This window comes from Mesorhizobium sp. M8A.F.Ca.ET.218.01.1.1, assembly GCF_004791165.1.
In the GTDB taxonomy this organism is placed as follows: domain Bacteria; phylum Pseudomonadota; class Alphaproteobacteria; order Rhizobiales; family Rhizobiaceae; genus Mesorhizobium.
Genome location: NZ_SRUZ01000002.1, coordinates 365,004 through 382,671 on the forward strand (window position 1 = coordinate 365,004; position 17,668 = coordinate 382,671).

At 61.4% G+C, this 17,668-nt stretch carries 14 protein-coding genes and 1 pseudogene; 11 read left to right on the plus strand and 4 right to left on the minus strand.

Features of this window, described 5'->3' with window-relative positions; all coding sequences use genetic code 11:
• Window positions 1-93: 93 nt before the first annotated feature.
• Both panC and panB read right to left on the minus strand, forming a co-directional pair.
• Window positions 94-1,002: a pantoate--beta-alanine ligase gene (panC, locus tag EN861_RS08215; protein ID WP_024505565.1), complete on the minus strand. Its 909-nt coding sequence runs from the start codon at window positions 1,000-1,002 to the stop codon at window positions 94-96.
• On the minus strand, window positions 999-1,835 hold the full coding sequence (gene panB / locus EN861_RS08220; protein WP_126063927.1) for a 3-methyl-2-oxobutanoate hydroxymethyltransferase: 837 nt from the start codon (window positions 1,833-1,835) through the stop codon (window positions 999-1,001). The genes panC and panB overlap by 4 nt, the downstream gene beginning before the upstream one ends.
• Window positions 1,836-2,006: 171 nt before the next feature.
• Here panB and EN861_RS08225 point away from each other — a divergent pair, with 171 nt between their 5' ends.
• The 10 genes from EN861_RS08225 to EN861_RS08270 all read left to right on the plus strand — a co-directional run bounded on the left by EN861_RS08225 (window position 2,007) and on the right by EN861_RS08270 (window position 13,400).
• A complete protein-coding gene (locus EN861_RS08225; RefSeq protein WP_126063926.1) occupies window positions 2,007-2,969 on the plus strand; it encodes a hypothetical protein in 963 nt (320 codons plus the stop codon).
• A 62-nt stretch (window positions 2,970-3,031) separates the two neighbouring features.
• On the plus strand, window positions 3,032-4,006 hold the full coding sequence (gene nadA, locus EN861_RS08230; protein ID WP_126063925.1) for a quinolinate synthase NadA: 975 nt from the start codon (window positions 3,032-3,034) through the stop codon (window positions 4,004-4,006).
• Entirely contained in the window at window positions 4,003-5,544 is a 1,542-nt protein-coding gene (locus tag EN861_RS08235) for an L-aspartate oxidase (RefSeq protein WP_024505569.1), read from the plus strand. The genes nadA and EN861_RS08235 overlap by 4 nt, the downstream gene beginning before the upstream one ends.
• 1 nt (window position 5,545) lies before the next feature.
• On the plus strand, window positions 5,546-6,427 hold the full coding sequence (nadC, locus tag EN861_RS08240; protein WP_024505570.1) for a carboxylating nicotinate-nucleotide diphosphorylase: 882 nt from the start codon (window positions 5,546-5,548) through the stop codon (window positions 6,425-6,427).
• 174 nt (window positions 6,428-6,601) lie between these two features.
• Window positions 6,602-7,570, plus strand: a complete 969-nt coding sequence (bioB, locus tag EN861_RS08245; protein WP_245454882.1) for a biotin synthase BioB — start codon at window positions 6,602-6,604, stop codon at window positions 7,568-7,570.
• Window positions 7,567-8,706, plus strand: coding sequence for an 8-amino-7-oxononanoate synthase (locus EN861_RS08250; RefSeq protein WP_024505572.1), 1,140 nt, complete (start codon window positions 7,567-7,569; stop codon window positions 8,704-8,706). Before bioB ends, EN861_RS08250 begins: the two co-directional genes overlap by 4 nt.
• A complete protein-coding gene (gene bioD, locus EN861_RS08255) occupies window positions 8,703-9,338 on the plus strand; it encodes a dethiobiotin synthase (RefSeq protein ID WP_063169254.1) in 636 nt (211 codons plus the stop codon). The genes EN861_RS08250 and bioD overlap by 4 nt, the downstream gene beginning before the upstream one ends.
• On the plus strand, window positions 9,338-10,603 hold the full coding sequence (locus tag EN861_RS08260) for an adenosylmethionine--8-amino-7-oxononanoate transaminase (RefSeq protein ID WP_126080683.1): 1,266 nt from the start codon (window positions 9,338-9,340) through the stop codon (window positions 10,601-10,603). The genes bioD and EN861_RS08260 overlap by 1 nt, the downstream gene beginning before the upstream one ends.
• Entirely contained in the window at window positions 10,600-11,583 is a 984-nt protein-coding gene (locus EN861_RS08265) for a beta-ketoacyl-ACP synthase III (RefSeq protein ID WP_126063924.1), read from the plus strand. Before EN861_RS08260 ends, EN861_RS08265 begins: the two co-directional genes overlap by 4 nt.
• Window positions 11,584-11,756: 173 nt before the next feature.
• A complete protein-coding gene (locus EN861_RS08270; protein ID WP_126063923.1) occupies window positions 11,757-13,400 on the plus strand; it encodes an MFS transporter in 1,644 nt (547 codons plus the stop codon).
• Window positions 13,401-13,634: 234 nt separating this feature from the next.
• Here EN861_RS08270 and hemN read toward each other — a convergent pair.
• A pseudogene (hemN, locus tag EN861_RS08275) lies at window positions 13,635-14,961 on the minus strand (oxygen-independent coproporphyrinogen III oxidase).
• Between the two features lie 470 nt (window positions 14,962-15,431).
• Window positions 15,432-15,788: a hypothetical protein gene (locus EN861_RS08280; protein WP_024505577.1), complete on the minus strand. Its 357-nt coding sequence runs from the start codon at window positions 15,786-15,788 to the stop codon at window positions 15,432-15,434.
• 682 nt (window positions 15,789-16,470) lie between these two features.
• Here EN861_RS08280 and EN861_RS08285 point away from each other — a divergent pair.
• The gene (locus EN861_RS08285; RefSeq protein WP_126063922.1) at window positions 16,471-17,610 is read left to right on the plus strand and encodes a porin; all 1,140 of its coding nucleotides are present in this window, start codon (window positions 16,471-16,473) and stop codon (window positions 17,608-17,610) included.
• Window positions 17,611-17,668 lie beyond the last annotated feature (58 nt).

Below are 17,668 nucleotides of genomic sequence, written 5' to 3' on the forward strand. Positions count from 1 at the left end.
CTTAGCGTACCTCGCGGAGGTTGCTGGAAGCCGACGGAGACGTGGTTCTAAATGATGGCCTGTCCCTGCAGGGCATACGACGCGCCGCCGTCATCACCGCAATTGCTGTGCTGCTTCCGATTGGAGAGAGCTCCGCCCACCTGACCAACTACCGATGGGTGATATTGCGACGTTATCGATGAGCCGCGTGTCGCCAAGCCAAGCCGCAGCAAGCAAGCGTGCCGGTCGGTCAAGGCTTGCTAACGATTGCAGGTCTGTTTCTCCGCGCAGCTCCAGGTATTCGAGCTCGCGATAGCCGGCAGCCAGAATTGCTGCACGCGCTTCATCAAGCGTAGGCAGGATGGGGGAGCCGCGTGCAAGCCGCTCGGCCGTATCGAGCAGGACCGATGCTAGTTTTGGGGCAATGGCGCGTTGGGCTGGGGAGAGCCGCACGTTACGCGACGATAGCGCAAGACCATCGGCTTCGCGGACTGTCGGACAGGGCACAATAGTGATCGGAATGTCGAGATCCCGGACCAAGCGCCTGACAAGCTGAAGTTGCTGAAAATCCTTTTCGCCAAAAAAGGCGAAGTCAGCGCCGGCCTGCAGGAAGAGCTTGGCCACGACCGTCGCCACGCCATTGAAATGGCCGGGCCGGAATGCGCCGCAAAGGCATTCGCTGATGCCGGACACTGAAACGGCCGTGGCGAAGCCCACCTGGTACATTTCCTCTGTGTCCGGCACATAGAGCAGATGCGTGCCCAGCAGAGCGAGCTTGGCAGCATCGTCGCTTTCCGTCCGAGGGTAGGCAATCAGGTCGGCGGGGCTGTTGAACTGCTTGGGGTTTACGAACAGCGTCACGATCACCCGCTCGGCCCTTTCGAGCGCCTTCCGCACGAGGCTCAGATGCCCGTCGTGCAAGGCTCCCATGGTCGGCACAATACCGATCGTGGCACCCGAGCGACGCCATTGCGCAACGACGCCGCGCAGCTCGCTCACGGTTCGAGCGATCGGCACGCTCATGTGAAGTCACCGGCCTTCAAGGCGTTGACATAGAGATGTTCGACCGCCGGAAAGTGCCGGTTCCGCACATCGGTGGCGTAAGCGGCGATTGCCGCCTCAGCCTGCTCACCGAGCTCGGCATAGCGTTTGACGAACTTCGGCCGAAATGAGGTGAAGAGCCCGAGCATATCGTGGCTCACCAGAATCTGGCCGTCGCAAGCTGGCGAGGCACCGATGCCGATTGTGGGTATGTCGATATCGGCGGTTATCTGCCGTGCAAGCTGCTCCGGTATCTTTTCCAGCACCAAGGAGAAGGCGCCCGCTTCGGTTACCGCCCTGGCGTCGCGCCTGATCCGCTCTGCATCGGCTCCCCGGCCCTGCACACGATAGCCTCCAAACGTGTTTACCGCCTGCGGCGTCAGGCCCACATGGGCCATGACAGGTACGCCGCGCGCGGTAAGGAAGCGGATGGTTTCCGAGATGGTCTCGCCGCCCTCGATCTTTACCGCTGAACAACCGGTCTCACCCATCACGCGCGCAGCGTTGCCGAAAGCGTGCTCTGGGCTTTCCTCGTAGGAACCGAAGGGCAGGTCGACGACCATCAGCGCGTGTTCAAGGCCGCGGCGAACGGCCTGTCCGTGCATGATCATCATGTCGAGCGTGACCCCCAGCGTCGACGACAGGCCGTGCAGCACCATGCCGACGCTGTCGCCGACAAGAACGATGTCGCAGTGGCGATCGAGCAGCCTCGCGACCGGCGTGGTGTAGGCCGTCAAGCATACAAGTGGCGTCTGGCCTTTTCGCGATCGAATATCTGGAGGAGTCATCCCTTTTATCTCACCAGCCGCGCTCAACCGAGGCCCCTTCCCTTACGTTACCAACAGCGGGTGTCGCGTTTGGCATATTTTTGTGCGACTGCGAAGAGCTAAAAACAGCGCTTGAGTACTCTGGTGTTGACGTGCTGGCTTCCAAGGTTACATTCAATCGATTAAGGCGCTCCGTTGGGCCAACCCGCTTTCGCAAACATGGATCCTCAGACAAGAAGAACCAAGAAAGGCAAAGCCGCCGTCAAAGCTGACGAAGCCAAAGTGGACCTGACTGCCGTCGTGGTCGCCGTAAACGACAGTGAGCCCTGTGTCCTCACAGTCGGTCATGCGGACACCCTCCCTTCTGGACCTTTTGCCCTTGAGCATCGATCACTGCAGTCGGGTTTGAGGGGGTGGGTGGAGCAGCAGACCGGCCATGCACTTGGATACATCGAGCAACTCTACACCTTCGCCGATCGCGATCGCATCGGCACTGAGCGCCACCAGCGCGTCATCTCAATCAGCTATCTCGCATTGACCAGGAAGGAACAGGCAACGAACTCGGCCGCGTGCGGCTGGCAAAGTTGGTACGAATATTTTCCCTGGGAGGACCACCGCTTCGGCACGCCGCCTGTGCTGCTCGATAGATTGCGGCCCCGCCTGATTGAGTGGGCCGGCGGCGCCAGCGAGCCGACCACTCAACGCGAGCGCCGGCAGCGCGCTGCGATAGCCTTCGGCTTCGACGACCGCCATTGGAACGAGGAACTCACGCTCCAACGCTACGAGTTGCTCTATGAAGCTGGTCTGATTGAGGAGGCCGGTGGCGGCAGGGACGCGATTGCGGCCGCGGCTGGCAAACCAATGGTCGCTGACCACCGTCGTATTCTGGCAACCGGGATCGCGCGGCTGCGTTCGAAGATCAAATACCGGCCGGTCGTGTTCGAGCTTATGCGGCCTTCCTTCACGCTGCTGCAACTGCAGCGAACCGTGGAAGCTTTGGCTGGCAGGCTGATCAACAAGCCGAACTTCCGGAGATTGGTCGAGCAGCAGGAACTTGTTGAGGAGACCGGGGAGACCTCCCTCGACACGGGCGGCCGACCGGCGAAGCTTTATCGCTTCCGGCATGCCGTCCTCGACGACAGGGCTATCGCCGGGACAAAATTACCGCTGGCGCGGGCTTGACATACTTATAGTCAAGGTAGATATATTCCCTTATTGTCAAACCGAATATAATCGAGGCGCCAATGACTGGGGCGTTACCTATGGCTGCGTCCCTGTATGAGCGTGTCCGGCGGGTGATCCCACCCGTTGAATGGCTCGCGTTCGCCGGCGATATTGAAGCCATCTTAGCGCTGAAGCGTGAGCGCAATGCGGTGGTGCTGGCGCACAATTACCAGACGCCCGAAATTTTTCATTGCGTGGCAGACATCGTCGGCGACAGCCTGGCGTTGGCCCACAAGGCGGTGACGGTCGACGCCGACATCATCGTGGTTGCCGGCGTTCATTTCATGGCCGAGACGGCAAAACTGCTCAATCCGAACAAGACCGTGCTCATCCCGGATCTCCGCGCCGGCTGCTCGCTGGCCGAATCGATCACGGCAAACGACGTGCGGCTAATGCGGCTGCGGTATCCGGGGGTCCCCGTTGTTACTTACGTCAACACTTCCGCCGCCGTAAAAGCGGAGTCCGACATCTGCTGCACGTCCGGCAACGCCAAGGCGGTGGTGGAATCGCTTGGCGTGGCGCGTGTGCTGATGCTCCCGGACGAATATCTGGCGAGGAACGTGGCAGCCGATACAGACGTCGAGATCATCGCCTGGAAAGGCCATTGCGAGGTGCATGAGCGCTTCACCGCAGCAGACATCCGGGAACTGCGCGATGCCCATCCAGGCGTCATCGTGCTGGCCCATCCAGAATGCCCACCAGACGTTGTCGCGGAGGCGGAGTTCTCCGGCTCGACCGCGGCGATGTCGGATTATGTCGAGCGTGAGAAACCGACGCGTGTCGTCCTTCTGACCGAATGTTCGATGAGCGACAACGTCGCGGTCGCGCATCCCGACGTCGAGTTCGTTCGCCCATGCAATCTGTGCCCGCACATGAAGCGCATCAACCTGGCCAACATTCGCGCCGCACTCGAGCAGAACCGGCATGAGGTCCGGATTGATCCCGAAATTGCCGGCCCCGCCCGCCGCGCGGTCGAGCGCATGCTTTCCCTATGAGTCTGGAGGTTCGCGACATCGCCGGGGCGCCGGTCGTCATCGGCGGCGGCATTGCCGGCCTGATGACGGCGCTTCATCTGGCGCCGGAACCGGTCGTGCTTTTGACCAACGCGCCGCTTGGAACCGGAGCCTGCAGTGAACTTGCCCAGGGCGGTCTTGCGGCAAGTCTCGGGGGCGACGACGGCCCAGATTTTCACCTTTGCGACACGATAGCTGCCGGCGACGGACTCTGCGATGAGGCCACGGTGCGGCGAGTGGTACGAGCTGCACCCGAAGCGATTAGGACGATCCAAAGGTTCGGCGTCGACTTCGACCAGCACCCTGACCGCGCGTTGCGACTTGGGCTCGAGGCGGCACACTCGCGACGGCGAATTGTGCATGCAGCCGGCGACGCCACCGGTCGCGAGTTGGTGCGCGCGCTCGTCGCCGCGGTTCGGCGTACAGCCTCGATCACCATTATCGAAAATGTGGAGGTCCGCCGGCTGGTCGTGCAGGACGGGTCGGTCATCGCCGTGGTCGCAGCAGGACGAGCCGGCGCGCTCGCTCTGCCCACGCGTCGCGCGGTGCTGGCGACCGGCGGCGTCGGCGGGCTGTTTTGCGACACGACAAACCCCGCTGGCTCATGGGGTCACGGGCTGGCGCTCGCCGCATGGGCGGGGGCGGAACTCGCCGACTTGGAATTCATACAGTTCCATCCAACTGCGCTCGACGGTCCGCGCCGGCCGATGCCGCTGGTGAGCGAAGCCGTGCGTGGCGAAGGCGCGGTGCTCATCGATGAGCGAGGAGAGCGCTTCCTCGCCGACACACCTGGCGGTGAACTTGCGCCTCGCGACGTCGTAGCGCGCGCCATTTGGCACCAGCTTGCCGTTGGACGCCGCGTATTCCTGGACGCACGGCAAAGTCTCGGCCCGAGATTTGGCAAGCGTTTTCCAGGCATCGCCGAATTGTGCCGGAGCGCAGGAATCGACCCCGCGACCGACCTGATCCCGGTGCGCCCGGCGGCACATTATCACATGGGCGGCGTCGCCGTAGACAGCGCCGGCCGCAGCTCCATCGAGGGATTGTGGGCCTGCGGTGAGGTGGCCTGTACCGGCCTGCACGGCGCCAACCGCCTGGCCAGCAACTCGCTCACCGAAGCGGCGGTCACCGCGAGCTGGGTTGCCGAAAGCGTTGCCGGCACGTCGTATACCCGGCGACCGCGCAGATGCTCCACATTCGTCCCTCCACGACCAGACGCTTCCGTGGTCCGCCCGATTGTCTCCGCCGCCCTGGGTATCATCCGCGACGGCGAGGCAATGCGCGAAGCGGTGGCGACCCTGCTGCCGATCGCAGCCAATAGTGTCGCTGCCTCTGGTCCGGCTTTGGTCTCACTGATGATCGCCGCGGCGGCCCTGAGGCGGGAAGAGAGTCGAGGCGCGCACTGTCGGTCCGATTTCCCGCTCCACGATGCCAACGTGCGCCCATCACGGCTGACACTGCACAGCGCAATGCGGGCCGCGGCCGCACTCGATTGCCGGGCTACCATACGGAGCACTTGATATGACTTCATTCTCCCCCCTCCCCGCGACCCTGATCGAACCGATTGTGCGCGTTGCGCTCCTCGAAGACCTGGGCAGATCCGGCGACCTGACCACCGATGCGGTTATCCCGTATGATTGCACTGCCACGTTGGTGCTCAAAGCGAGGCAGGCGGGCGTCGTTGCCGGGCTCGATCTGGTCTCGTATGCCTTCCTTCTCGTGGAACCGGCGATCAACATCCAGATCTGGCGCCCTGATGGCAGCGAGGTTGGGGCCGGGGAAACCATTGCAAGATTGTCCGGACCCGCACGAGGCCTGCTCACGGCCGAACGCACGGCCCTCAATTTCTTATGCCGGCTGAGCGGCATTGCCACTGCCACAGCGGCCATGGTTGAGGCCGTGCGCGGTCACAAGGCGAGGATTGTATCGACGCGAAAGACGACGCCCGGGCTGCGGGCATTGGAGAAATACGCCGTGCGCGTCGGCGGCGGTGCCAATCACCGGTTCGGCCTCGATGACGGCGTGCTCATAAAGGACAACCACATCGCGATCGCCGGCGATATCCGCACAGCAATAGAGCGGGCGCGCGCCGCAGCAGGGCATATGGTGAAGGTCGAGGTCGAGGTCGACACGCTGAAGCAGCTCGATGCAGCGCTCGCGATTGGTGTTGACGCGGTGCTGCTCGACAATATGTCGGTCGAGGATCTTGCCCGCGCGGTTTCTATAGTGGATGGCCGTACGATCACCGAGGCGTCCGGTCGGGTGATGCCGAAAACGGCGGCGGCGATTGCGGCGACCGGTGTCGATCTCATCTCCATGGGTTGGCTGACGCACAGCGCCCCGATCCTCGACATCGGCCTGGACATGCCGGACCACCAGAACATCTGCAAGCACTTGAACTGAGGATTACGGCGTGAGGAGCAACATCAGCTCGGCAGGCGTAGGAGGTGCTGGAAAGACGTGCCGCAGCTCGCCTTTAGCGAGTGCGCCCCAAAGCCAAGAAGGCGTACCGGACTAGCAAACAAAGGTTTGACGATGACGATTGGAATGAACTCGGAGTTCGACGTGAACCAGACCATGCAATCGGTCGATGGAACGCCTCCGCGATGGAACCGCAAAGAGGCCGAGGCCATCTACGGCATGCCATTCAACGATCTGCTGTTCCTAGCTCAGACGATCCACCGCCAGAACTTCGATCGAAACCGAGTGCAGCTGTCGCGGCTCCTTAGCATCAAGACCGGCGGGTGCCCCGAAGATTGCGGCTATTGCAGCCAGTCTGCGCATTACGAAACCGGTGTGAAGGCGTCGAAGCTGGTGGACGTCAAGCATGTCATCGACGAAGCGGCCATGGCGCGTGATGGCGGCGCAACGCGCTATTGCATGGGCGCGGCGTGGCGAAGTCCCAAGGAGCGCGACATGGAGGTTGTGGTCGCCATGATTGAGGGCGTCAAGGCCCTCGGCATGGAGACCTGCATGACGCTCGGCATGCTCGATCTTGAGCAAGCTGCTCGCCTGAAGCAGGCCGGTCTCGACTACTATAACCACAACATCGATACCTCTGAGCGCTACTATGGCGAGGTTATTTCAACCAGGACTTTTGCCGACCGGCTGGAAACGCTTGGGCACGTGCGCGCGGTTGGGATGAAAGTCTGCTGCGGCGGCATTGTCGGGATGGGAGAAGAAAAGACCGATCGCATCGACATGCTGGTCACGCTCGCGAACCTGCCCGAGCCGCCGGAAAGCGTGCCGATCAACATGCTTATTCCCATCGAAGGCACGCCGCTTGCCGCGGCCGACGCCATCGATCCGATCGATTTCGTCCGCATCGTTGCGCTCGCGCGGGTGATGATGCCGAAATCCTATGTAAGGCTGTCCGCCGGCAGGACGGCGATGAGCGACGAAACGCAGGCGCTGTGCTTCTTTGCCGGGGCCAATTCGATCTTTGTCGGCGACACGCTGCTGACGGCGGGAAATCCCGGCGAGGACAAGGATACCCTTCTGTTCCGGCGCCTCGGCATTGAGCCTATGGAACTCGCCACGCAATGAAGGAGGCAATTCTTGCCCGCTATGACGCAACCTTGCGGGGACTGGGGCGCAAGGACCGGTTGCGGACGCTCGCACCGCGCGCCGGGCTCGACTTCTCGTCGAACGACTATATCGGACTTGCCGCCTCCAAAAGACTGGGCGATGCGGTTTCGACGGCGATTGCGCGGGGCACGCCAGTGGGCGCCACCGGATCGCGGCTGTTGCGCGGCAATGCACCGGAACATGAGCAACTGGAGGCGGACGCAGCGGCATTTTTCGGAGCCGAGCGTGCACTGTTCTTCGGCAGCGGCTATATCGCCAACTTCGCTCTGCTGACGGCCCTGCCGCAGAAAGGCGACCTGCTGGTCCTCGACGAGCTCGCTCATGCCAGCATGCATGAGGGTGCCCAGGCCGGGCGCGCTGAGTTCAAGCTGGCCGCGCACAACGACGTCGACGCTGTCGAGGACGCAATCACCCGCTGGCGCGCCGAAGGCGGCATGGGGCGGGTGTGGATCGCCTTCGAAAGCCTTTACAGCATGGATGGCGACCGTGCGCCGATGGAGAGCCTGGTCGCGCTGGCTGATCGGTACCAGGCATTCATCGTCGTCGATGAAGCGCATGCCACCGGCGTCTGGGGACCGGACGGCCGGGGACTGGCCGCCGCGTATGAAGGCCGCGACAACATCGTCACGCTCCACACATGCGGCAAGGCGCTTGGCGCATCCGGCGCGCTCGTTACCGGACCGCGAACACTGTGCGACTATCTTATCAACCGGTGCCGGCCATTCATCTATGCGACCGCACCATCGCCGCTGATGGCAGTCGCGGCACGTGAGGCGCTGACTATTCTGTCTGACGAGCCTATGCGTCGTGCTCAGTTGCACGAGCGTGTCGCTTTCGCGAGCCGGCAATTGGCCGAACGCTGCGGCGTGATGCCCAGCGGTTCGCAGATCCAGCCGCTTGTGATCGGCGATAACAGCCGCACCATGGCGGTGGCGGCAGGACTGCAGGCACGCGGCTTCGACATACGCGGCATTCGCCCGCCGACAGTGCCTGAGGGTACGTCGCGCCTGCGCATTTCGCTGACTCTCAACGTCGACGAAGCCGACATTTCCGCCATGGTCGAGGCTCTCGTCGGAGTGTTGGCCACAGCATGACCAAACGCATCGTCGTCACCGGAACAGACACTGGAATTGGCAAGACAGTGTTTTCGGCCGGACTTGCCGGGCTGCTCGACGGCTTCTACTGGAAGCCGGTGCAATCGGGCCTCAACGAGGAGACCGACAGCGAGGTCGTCGCCCGGCTTTCCGGCTTGCCCGACGGACGCGTGCTGCCCGAAGTCTATCGACTGACGATGCCGCTGTCGCCGCATCGATCAGCCGAAATCGACGGCGTCGCGATCGAGGCCGACGATCTTTCATTTCCGGTCCTGCCGACACCGCTCGTCATCGAAGGCGCCGGCGGGCTGATGGTGCCGCTCAATCGACAGACAAGGTTCATTGACATATTCGAACAATGGCGGCTGCCGGTCATACTGTGCGCCCGCACCGCGCTTGGCACCATCAATCATACGCTGTTGTCGATCGAGGCCCTGAGAGCCCGCTCCATCCCGCTCATCGGCATTGCCTTCATTGGCGAAGAGGTGGCCGATACACAAAGGACAATCGTGGAATTCGGCGGCGTGCCGCAGCTGGGCAGGCTGCCGCACCTCGGTCCGCTGACGGGTGAAACGTTGAGAGATGCAATGATTTCCGGCTTCGACCTGGCCATGATTGCCGGAGGCGACTGATGGCGGAGTCTCGAGTCTGGCATCCGTTCACGCAGCACGCGCTAGAGCCCTCGGTCCCTGAAATCGTGCTGACTGAAGGCGCCTATCTCCACAAGGCCGACGGCTTCCGCATCCTCGATGCGATTTCTTCCTGGTGGGTCGTCACCCATGGCCATCGCCACCCCCGCATCATGAAGGCCATCGAGACGACCGCGTCGAGCCTCGACCAGATCATCTTCGCGGGCTTCACCCACGAGCCGGCCGAACGGCTGGCCGAGGCGCTTATCGGCATCGCACCCGCCGGCCTCGACCGGGTGTTCTATTCCGACAGTGGCTCCACCTCAGTCGAAGTCGCGCTGAAGATGGCGCTCGGCTATTTCCGCAACATCGGCGCGCCGCGTTCGCGCATCGCCGTCATGGAGCACAGCTATCATGGCGACACGATCGGGGCGATGAGCGTCGGCGCCCGCGGCGTCTTCAACGCCGCCTATGATCCTTTGCTGTTCGAGGTCGACGCCATCCCCTTCCCGGCCGCCGGGCGCGAGCAGGAAACGCTGGATCGGTTCGAGGCCGTTAGCCGCGACCGGCGCGCAGCCGCGCTGATCGTCGAGCCGCTGGTGCTTGGCGCCGGCGGCATGCTGATGTATCCGGCCTGGGTTCTTGCCGAATTGAAGAGGATCGCCGAAGCCTCCGGCACGCTGCTGATCGCCGATGAAGTGATGACCGGCTGGGGGCGCACCGGAACCATGTTTGCCTGCGAACAGGCGTCCGTCTCGCCCGACATCTTGTGCACCTCGAAAGGTCTGACCGGTGGTACCATCCCGCTGGCCGCCACGATCGCCACCGATGCCATCTTCCACGCTCACTTTTCGGAGGATCGCAAGAAGACGTTTTTCCATTCGAGCTCCTACACCGCCAATCCGATCGCCTGCGCGGCAGCACTTGCCAATGTCGAGATCTGGCGTGACGAGCCGGTGGCCGAGCGGATCGCGGTCTTGAGCGCGAGGCAGGCCGCCGGGCTGCAACGCTTCCGGGTCAATCCATATTTCACCGACTGCCGGACAACCGGCACCATCGCGGCACTCGACCTACGCACCGGCTCAGCCGGTTATCTGGCCGAGATCGGGCCAAAACTGCGCGCTTTTTTCCTTGAGCGGGGGCTACTTGTGCGCCCGCTCGGCAATGTCCTCTATCTTCTACCGCCCTATTGCATCACCAGCGACGAATTGGGCGGGCTCTATGACGCGATAGAGGAGGCCGGCGAACGCTTCGGCTCGCGGCCATGAACCTATCGTCGCGCGTTCTCGGCTTCGGCCATCATGCGCCGGCGCGCAAGGTCGAGAACCCGGAAATCGAAGACCGGCTCGGGCTTGAGCCCGGCTGGATCGAGCGGCGCACCGGAATTCGCTCGCGCTTCTGGGCAACAGACGAAGACACGCTGTCGGGCCTTGCCGCCTCTGCCGGCGACATGGCGCTGACCAATGCCGGTATCGACCGCGGCGACGTCGGTCTACTCTTGCTCGCCACGTCGACGCCCGATCACCTTCTGCCGCCAAGCGCGCCGCTGGTCGCACATCGGCTGGGGCTAGGCCGCGCCGGAGCGATCGACCTGACCGGCGCCTGCGCCGGCTTCATCTATGCGCTGATGTTCGCCGACGGGTTCACCCGCCTGCACGGCAAAGCGAGCCTTGTCATCGCCGCCAACATCCTCAGCCACCGCATCAATTTGGCCGAGCGCGCCAGCGCCGTGCTGTTTGCCGATGCCGCCGGCGCCATGGTGATCAGTCCTTGCGATGACCCGGATCGAGGCATTCTCGGCGCTTCGGTGGATTCCGACGGCTCGCGCTACGGGCTAATCCAGATTCCCGCCGGGGGAAGCAACACTCCGTTCCATGCCGACCTCGACCTCGCGCAGACACGGATGACGATCACTGACGGCCGTGAAGTATTCAGCAAGGCCGTGGAGATGATGACCGCCTGCTCGAGAGATGCGCTCACTGCTGCCCGACTGAGGCCGCAAGACCTCGATCGTTTCGTGCCGCATCAGGCCAATGCGCGCATTTTCGACGCGGTCGGCAGGAACCTCGGCATCGCTGATCACTCGATCGTCAAGACGATCGCCGAATATGGCAACTCTTCCGCCGCGACGATCCCGCTCTCATTGTCGCTGGCCCATCGGGCGCAGCCGTTTCGGCCTGGCGAGAAAGTCCTCTTGGCGGCAGCGGGTGCGGGTCTCAGCGGCGGCGCGCTTGTGGTGGGAATTTAGCAAAGCAATGCTTGCGCACAGGACTGCTCATGAATGAGACTATGAGAATGGCTCAATACGTAAATAGTCGCCGGCAAGCTCCATAGAGCTGGGTTCCGTGCGGTGCTCCGCGATGTCTAAGTATCGACCCGCTTGCTCAAATCGCAGCGCTCATCGAAGGCCAGCAATACCTCATGCAGAGCGAAAATCCTCAACCGCCCGTTTCAAAGACGCTCGCCCCATTTCGAAACAAGGTGTTTCGCTCAATTTGGGCGGCCACCCAGATTTCCAGCCTCGGTTGGCTAGTGCAAACGGTCGCCATCAGTTGGCTTATGGCAACGATTTCAGCGTCCGACCTCATGGTGGCACTCGTCCAGGCCGCATCCACATTGCCGGTGTTCTTCCTCTCAGTTTTCGCCGGAGCCATTGCCGACAACTTCAGCCGCCGGTGGGTGATGTTTGCGGGACACTGCCTGATAGCATCGGCGTCGACGACGCTGATGATTTCTGTGGGTCTGGGATTTGTCAGTCCTTGGCTGATTCTCGGGTTAGGTTTCCTGGCCGGCTGCGGCTTTGCCTTGAATGATCCGGCTTGGCACGCTTCGGTCGGCGATATCCTTCACAAACGCGACATTCCGGCCGCAGTGACGCTTATGTCCGTCGGATACAACATTGTGCGCAGCGTTGGTCCGGCCTTGGGGGGCGTGATCCTGGCCGTCTTTGGGCCGCTGGCCGCTTTCGCCTTGGCTGCGGTGAGTGATCTGGCGCCCATAAGCGCGATATGGCGCACCAAATGGGAGGTCCGCTCTTCGCCTCTCCCTCGTGAGAGAATGACGACGGCAATTCATGACGGAGTGCGCTTTACTGCGATGTCTTTGGAGATCAGGGCAGCGACCGCCCGAGCCGCTCTTTTCGGATTGGCAAGCATCTCCATTCTGGCGTTGCTCCCCCTCGTCGTCCGGGATCAGTTGAAGAGTGGGCCAATTGTCTACGGTATCTTATTGGCCGGCTTCGGCATGGGTGCTTTCATCGCGGGCATGGGCAACGGCTTCTTGAGGAAGGTCACGTCTCAAAACAGGCTGGTGGCCTTCGCCTCTGTGGCTTGTGCAGTCTGTTGCCTCTCCCTTGCCCTTACATCGTCGATTCCTGTGGCGGCCATTTCGCTGGCGCTCGGCGGAGCGGGTTGGCTTATCACCTGGACGGGCATTGACGTGTCGGTGCAGTTGGCAAGCCCAAGGTGGGTTGTAGGCCGCACGCTCTCCATTTACTACGCCTTGAGCGCAGGCGGTATGGCTGCTGGCAGCTGGATCTGGGGTTCTGTCGCGCAAAACTATTCCTTGACCTTAGCATTGGAGGGCGCCGCAGGCGCTCTGTTGCTGGTTGCAGCAGCGGGGATCGTGTTGCCGGTCCGTCCCTGGGAAGAAACCGATCAAGAAAGTTCAGTTTTTCATCCGCCGGACGTGGCTCTCGATCTGAAACCCAGAAGTGGCCCTATCGTGGCCAAGGTCGAGTATTTGATATCGGAGGAAAATATCGAGGCCTTTCTGGGCTCCATGCGCACGCGGCGACACGTCCAGAGCCGTGCCGGTGCACGAAACTGGACGCTCCAGCGAAATCTGCAAACACCGTCACTTTGGACGGAGACATTCCGCACCCCCACCTGGATGGACTTTCTCCGCCTAAATCATCGACTCACCGCAGCAGATAAGGAAGTCGCCCAGCATCTCCTGTCACTGCATGAAGGAGAGGTGCCTCCGCAGACAGTGCTTTCGATTGAACGGACGACCGAGGCAATTCGTACCCGTACCTCGACAATCTTTTCTCGTCCTCCAAGATGACGCCATCAAGCTGCTGTCCAGGGACAGGGTGGATCACCGGTGCTTTGCAGAGCACAGCCTCACACCGAGAGCAGCGTGCTCCGGGTTGTGCGCTTTCGCGCGCACCCAGGCGAGATGATGGTGAACGCGGCGTCAAGTGGAAGTCCCCTGCATACGCTTGCGGAGTCTTCTGCGAGAGCCCATGCCGACGAGCGCCAAACAAGGTTTGATGCCTTTCGGCGTCGTGGCCTCAACTCATCGATTCGCGAGAAAAGCATCGAATGCAGCAGCAACGGCGCGAACAACAAAGCGGTGCTCCGGCCGCACGCGGATGAAGCCGTTTTCGACGTCCAGGATCCCCTCCTCAGCCAGCGTCACCAAACTCTCAACTGAATCGAGAAAACGAGCTGGTTCGATTTCGTGGGCGGCACAGATGGTCGGCACGTCGGCCTCCAAATCGCACATCAGTCGCTCGATGATCGCTGCGCGCACCCGGTCATCGTCGGTCAGACGGTGACCCTTTGATGTCGCCAGACGTCCACTTGCGATGTGCCGGGCGTAAGAATCCCGTGTTACTTCGTTCTGAACGTACCCCTCGCGGACTCGGCCAATAGCCGACGCGCCTAAGCCGATCACGTTTTGCAAGTATCGGCCGAGTATCCCAGCGAATTACGCCGTAGGCGCGCCCGGTCTTCTGCGCTAGCGCGAGTTCGTCGTCCGGCGGAGCGAAATGATCGAGCCCGATCTCCCGGTAGCCAGCGCCAACCAGTGTCTCGGCGACAGCTGCAGCCTGTTCGGCGCGAAGATCGCCGTCCGGTAGACCTGCCTGCTCGATAGGCGCTGGTTCTTTATCACGGAAGGAATATGCGCGTATCCGAACACCGCAAGCCGGTTGGGGCGCATGGCGACCGCAGCCATCGCGGTCTGGATGCAGGACTGCACAGTCTGTTTCGGTAGACCGAAGATGAGGTCGAAGTTGATATGGCCAACGCCATGCCGGCGGAGATTTTGGACTGCAGCGGCCGTCTGCACCTTACTCTGGATCCGATTGATCGCCTTTGCACATCGGGATCAAAGCTCTGCACGCCGATGCTCGCGCGGTTGACACCGTTAGCTGCCAAGGCTTCGGCCATTTCCGGTGTGAACGTTCGGGGATCGATCTCCACGGTGATCGCAGCAGTTTTGCTGAAAGCGAAGTGGCGGCGTAGAAATTCCATCAGCGCCAAGTGCTCGGCTGGCCCGATAAGGTGAGGCGTTCCGCGCCGAAATGCACATCGCTCACCGGCAGCCCTTGCCGCACTTGCTCCGACACCAAACTGATCTCCTGACGCAGCACCGCTAAATAATTAAGGATCGGGCCGTTGCGACGGATGACCGCGGTAGGGAAGCCGCAATACCAGCACATGGATCGGCAAAACGGAATGTGGAAATAGAGCGACACCGATTCGTCGGCCGGGAGGCCCCCCAGCCATTCCTCATAATCGTCAGCACCAACTGCCGCAGAGAAGTCTGGCACAGTCGGATAGATGGTATACCAAGGCGGCCGGGGGTCCCGGTACTTTGTCAGGATTGAGGTGTGCAAGGAGCTGTCATCCCACGTCGCTGATCCATCATTCTTTCGTTGCGCGCTCGTCCTGGTCTCTGACCTAAGTCAGTGCGTCCCGCTTATGTCGCAGTCTCGTTTGGACAGGATGGGGTCAACCACGCCGGGGAGCGCGCGTGCCATGGTTGCGCCTGAGGTGATGGTGCGGTGCCGCATTCAACGTCTGAGTAGTACGTGACGCCAGTGCAGTGTGCTTGAGGCGTCTGCGGAAGAACTTTGCAATGCGAAATTCATGTCCGACGCAACGGACCTGTCAAGCCTCGTTCAGACGCCATCCAGGTCCAGCCAGCGGCCTTCCCTGCCGGCCGAAAAACCATACCGGCTTTAGCCACCGAGACGCTCTAAAGCTGACGTCGGCTCATTTGATGAAAGGAGGACGCCGCTAGGGGGTGCACAAGGTTCCCCGGCTTGACGTCGCTTCGAGCGAAGAGCGGCGGTGTGGCTTGTCGTCAAGCGCCGGGCAGCGTGCCCCCTACCGATATCCCGAAAAGATCGACCAAGATGGCCATGCCGACGCCACACGCGGTCTGGATGAGGCCGACCATGAAAATGCGATTGGCGCGTTCGTAGATGGGGCGCCGCAAGGAACTCATGTCGAGCAGCATGGACAGCGCTCTCATCTGCAGTGCGATGCCGAGCAGGATCGGCACTACGGCGAACAGATCGTAGAGTTGCCATGGCAAGGGGTTCGCGGCCCAATGAGTGAGGAAGCCGAGCGAAAAGGCAAGCAGGATACCCACGGCAGTGATTGTGCCGTTGCGGAAAATGGTCTCGATCGGTTCTTCCTTCGGATCGTGCTCGTCCAAGCGGCTTCCTTTCGTTGCTCTTTCCGTCGAGACTAAGTTCTCGAGAATGCTGTTCATCGCCAATTACTCGAGGCGAGCCGTAGGCAGCCGTTTCAGGGTGCGCTCCCTCTCGCTTCCGGCCGCGCAATGTACCTGCACGGCGAACTTACAGCGGCGAAAAGGTGCTGCGGCCACCATGCGACGCCTCGGACGCGCACGCCCTCTGTTCCTGGCGCAGCCCTTGCGGAGCGTACGCGCAGTGATCCTTCTCGGTAGCGCATGGCGCGGCCTCCGTTGCGGTCAGACGGGAAGCCGTCGCTGTTAAACGAGACTGTCACATATCGAACATGGCGAACCGTGTCGCACATTGCTTTTCGCAGTGACCCTCAAAAAAAGTGATTCCAGCGAGACGAAGGCGCGTCGGCCCGATTTTGGTGTCGGCCGCATTTACGCTTCAGGTTGGCATGTCGCTTGCTGCTCTATTTCGGAGAGCTGCAGCGGTCCGACCGGAGTGTTTCACATGTAAACGATAATGAATCTCCTAACAGAAAACACTATTATAAGTACATGTGGCTTTTACGCTGGCTCACCTCTCGTGTCAAGCGCTTTGGCGTCCACATATTGGAGACAACACGCACAAAATTTAGAGGAAAAGCTTGCTCTTTCGCCTCTATCCTTTTTATTCCTTCATGGAGATCTAGACATGTACATCAAGAGTCCTCTTCTCGGCTTAACTGCTCTGATGACCGTTTCCGTCGGTCGAGCAGCTGGCGCCGAGCGGGAACCGGCCGAGTACATCAAGATCTGCGACGTCCTCGGCTCGGGATATTCCTATATTCCCAACACCGAGACCTGCCTGCGCATCGGCGGCTATGTCCGTTACGATATCGGCCTGGGTGACGTCCGATCGTATGACAGCGCAAGAACCTCGGACGTGAGAACTGGCGAGGACCAAGGCACTTGGCGAAACAGCACACGCTTCACGTTCAAAACTTGGACCGGCCAGCAGACCGAGCTCGGCGCGTTGACGACCTATACCGAAACCCACGTGAATTTTGGCAACAGCGCTAACTCGCATGACAGTCCTCAGAACTATGATTTCAACAGCGGCCTCGCACTGGCTTCTGCCTGGGTCGAGCTGGGAGGCCTGCGAGTTGGCAAGGAGGGGTCGGCCTTCGATACGTTTGTAAGCTACGCTGGCGACGTTCTCGATAGTATGCTCGTTCCGTCGGCCGGCTTCGACACCAACGTGGCTCAGTACCACTTCGACGCCGGCAACGGCATTTCGACTGTGATTTCGCTCGAACAAGGATCGGGCTCAGCCGGTACTATCGACAGCTATATTCCGCACGTTGTCGCCGGCTTGAAATACACGCAAGGCTGGGGCTCGATCACCGGCGTCGCGGCTTATGACAGCAATTACGAAGCTTTTGCCGGCAAGATCCGCGTCGACGTCGCTGTCACAAACCAGCTGTCGCTGTTTGGACTCTTCGGCTACGGTTCCAATGCCAGTCTCAACGAGGACTCAAACGGCGCAATTGCCAATCATGGGCGCGGCTCGTACAAAATCTGGAACGGCCAGTGGGCTTTCTGGGCGGGCGCCACCTACGAGTTTGACGAGAAAACTTCGTTCAACCTTCAGGTCTCGGGTGATCAGCTCAAGGATGCTGGTGTGGCTGCAAACGTCGCCTACATGGTCGTTCCCGGCTTCACGGTCACAGCCGAGGTCGATTACGACCACTACGGCAACTCTGGCCTCGGCCCTGCCGAGCCTACCGCCGTCAAGGGCACGAGCAAGCCGAACAGCGTCGGCGGCATTCTCCGCTTACAAGGCTCATTTTGAAATCTCTCCAGTCGCGAGCATGGCAAAGGCACTTGCCTCGACAACGCACGCATGGAGA

Excerpts from the sequence above, each read along its gene's own strand:
- panC (WP_024505565.1), bottom strand. The coding sequence starts at position 1,002 with ATGAGCGTGCCGATCGCTCGAACCGTGAGCGAGCTGCGCGGCGTCGTT.
- EN861_RS08225 (WP_126063926.1), top strand. The coding sequence starts at position 2,007 with ATGGATCCTCAGACAAGAAGAACCAAGAAAGGCAAAGCCGCCGTCAAA.
- nadA (WP_126063925.1), top strand. The coding sequence starts at position 3,032 with ATGACTGGGGCGTTACCTATGGCTGCGTCCCTGTATGAGCGTGTCCGG.
- EN861_RS08235 (WP_024505569.1), top strand. The coding sequence starts at position 4,003 with ATGAGTCTGGAGGTTCGCGACATCGCCGGGGCGCCGGTCGTCATCGGC.
- nadC (WP_024505570.1), top strand. The coding sequence starts at position 5,546 with ATGACTTCATTCTCCCCCCTCCCCGCGACCCTGATCGAACCGATTGTG.
- bioB (WP_245454882.1), top strand. The coding sequence starts at position 6,602 with ATGCAATCGGTCGATGGAACGCCTCCGCGATGGAACCGCAAAGAGGCC.
- EN861_RS08250 (WP_024505572.1), top strand. The coding sequence starts at position 7,567 with ATGAAGGAGGCAATTCTTGCCCGCTATGACGCAACCTTGCGGGGACTG.
- bioD (WP_063169254.1), top strand. The coding sequence starts at position 8,703 with ATGACCAAACGCATCGTCGTCACCGGAACAGACACTGGAATTGGCAAG.
- EN861_RS08260 (WP_126080683.1), top strand. The coding sequence starts at position 9,338 with ATGGCGGAGTCTCGAGTCTGGCATCCGTTCACGCAGCACGCGCTAGAG.
- EN861_RS08265 (WP_126063924.1), top strand. The coding sequence starts at position 10,600 with ATGAACCTATCGTCGCGCGTTCTCGGCTTCGGCCATCATGCGCCGGCG.
- EN861_RS08270 (WP_126063923.1), top strand. The coding sequence starts at position 11,757 with ATGCAGAGCGAAAATCCTCAACCGCCCGTTTCAAAGACGCTCGCCCCA.
- EN861_RS08285 (WP_126063922.1), top strand. The coding sequence starts at position 16,471 with ATGTACATCAAGAGTCCTCTTCTCGGCTTAACTGCTCTGATGACCGTT.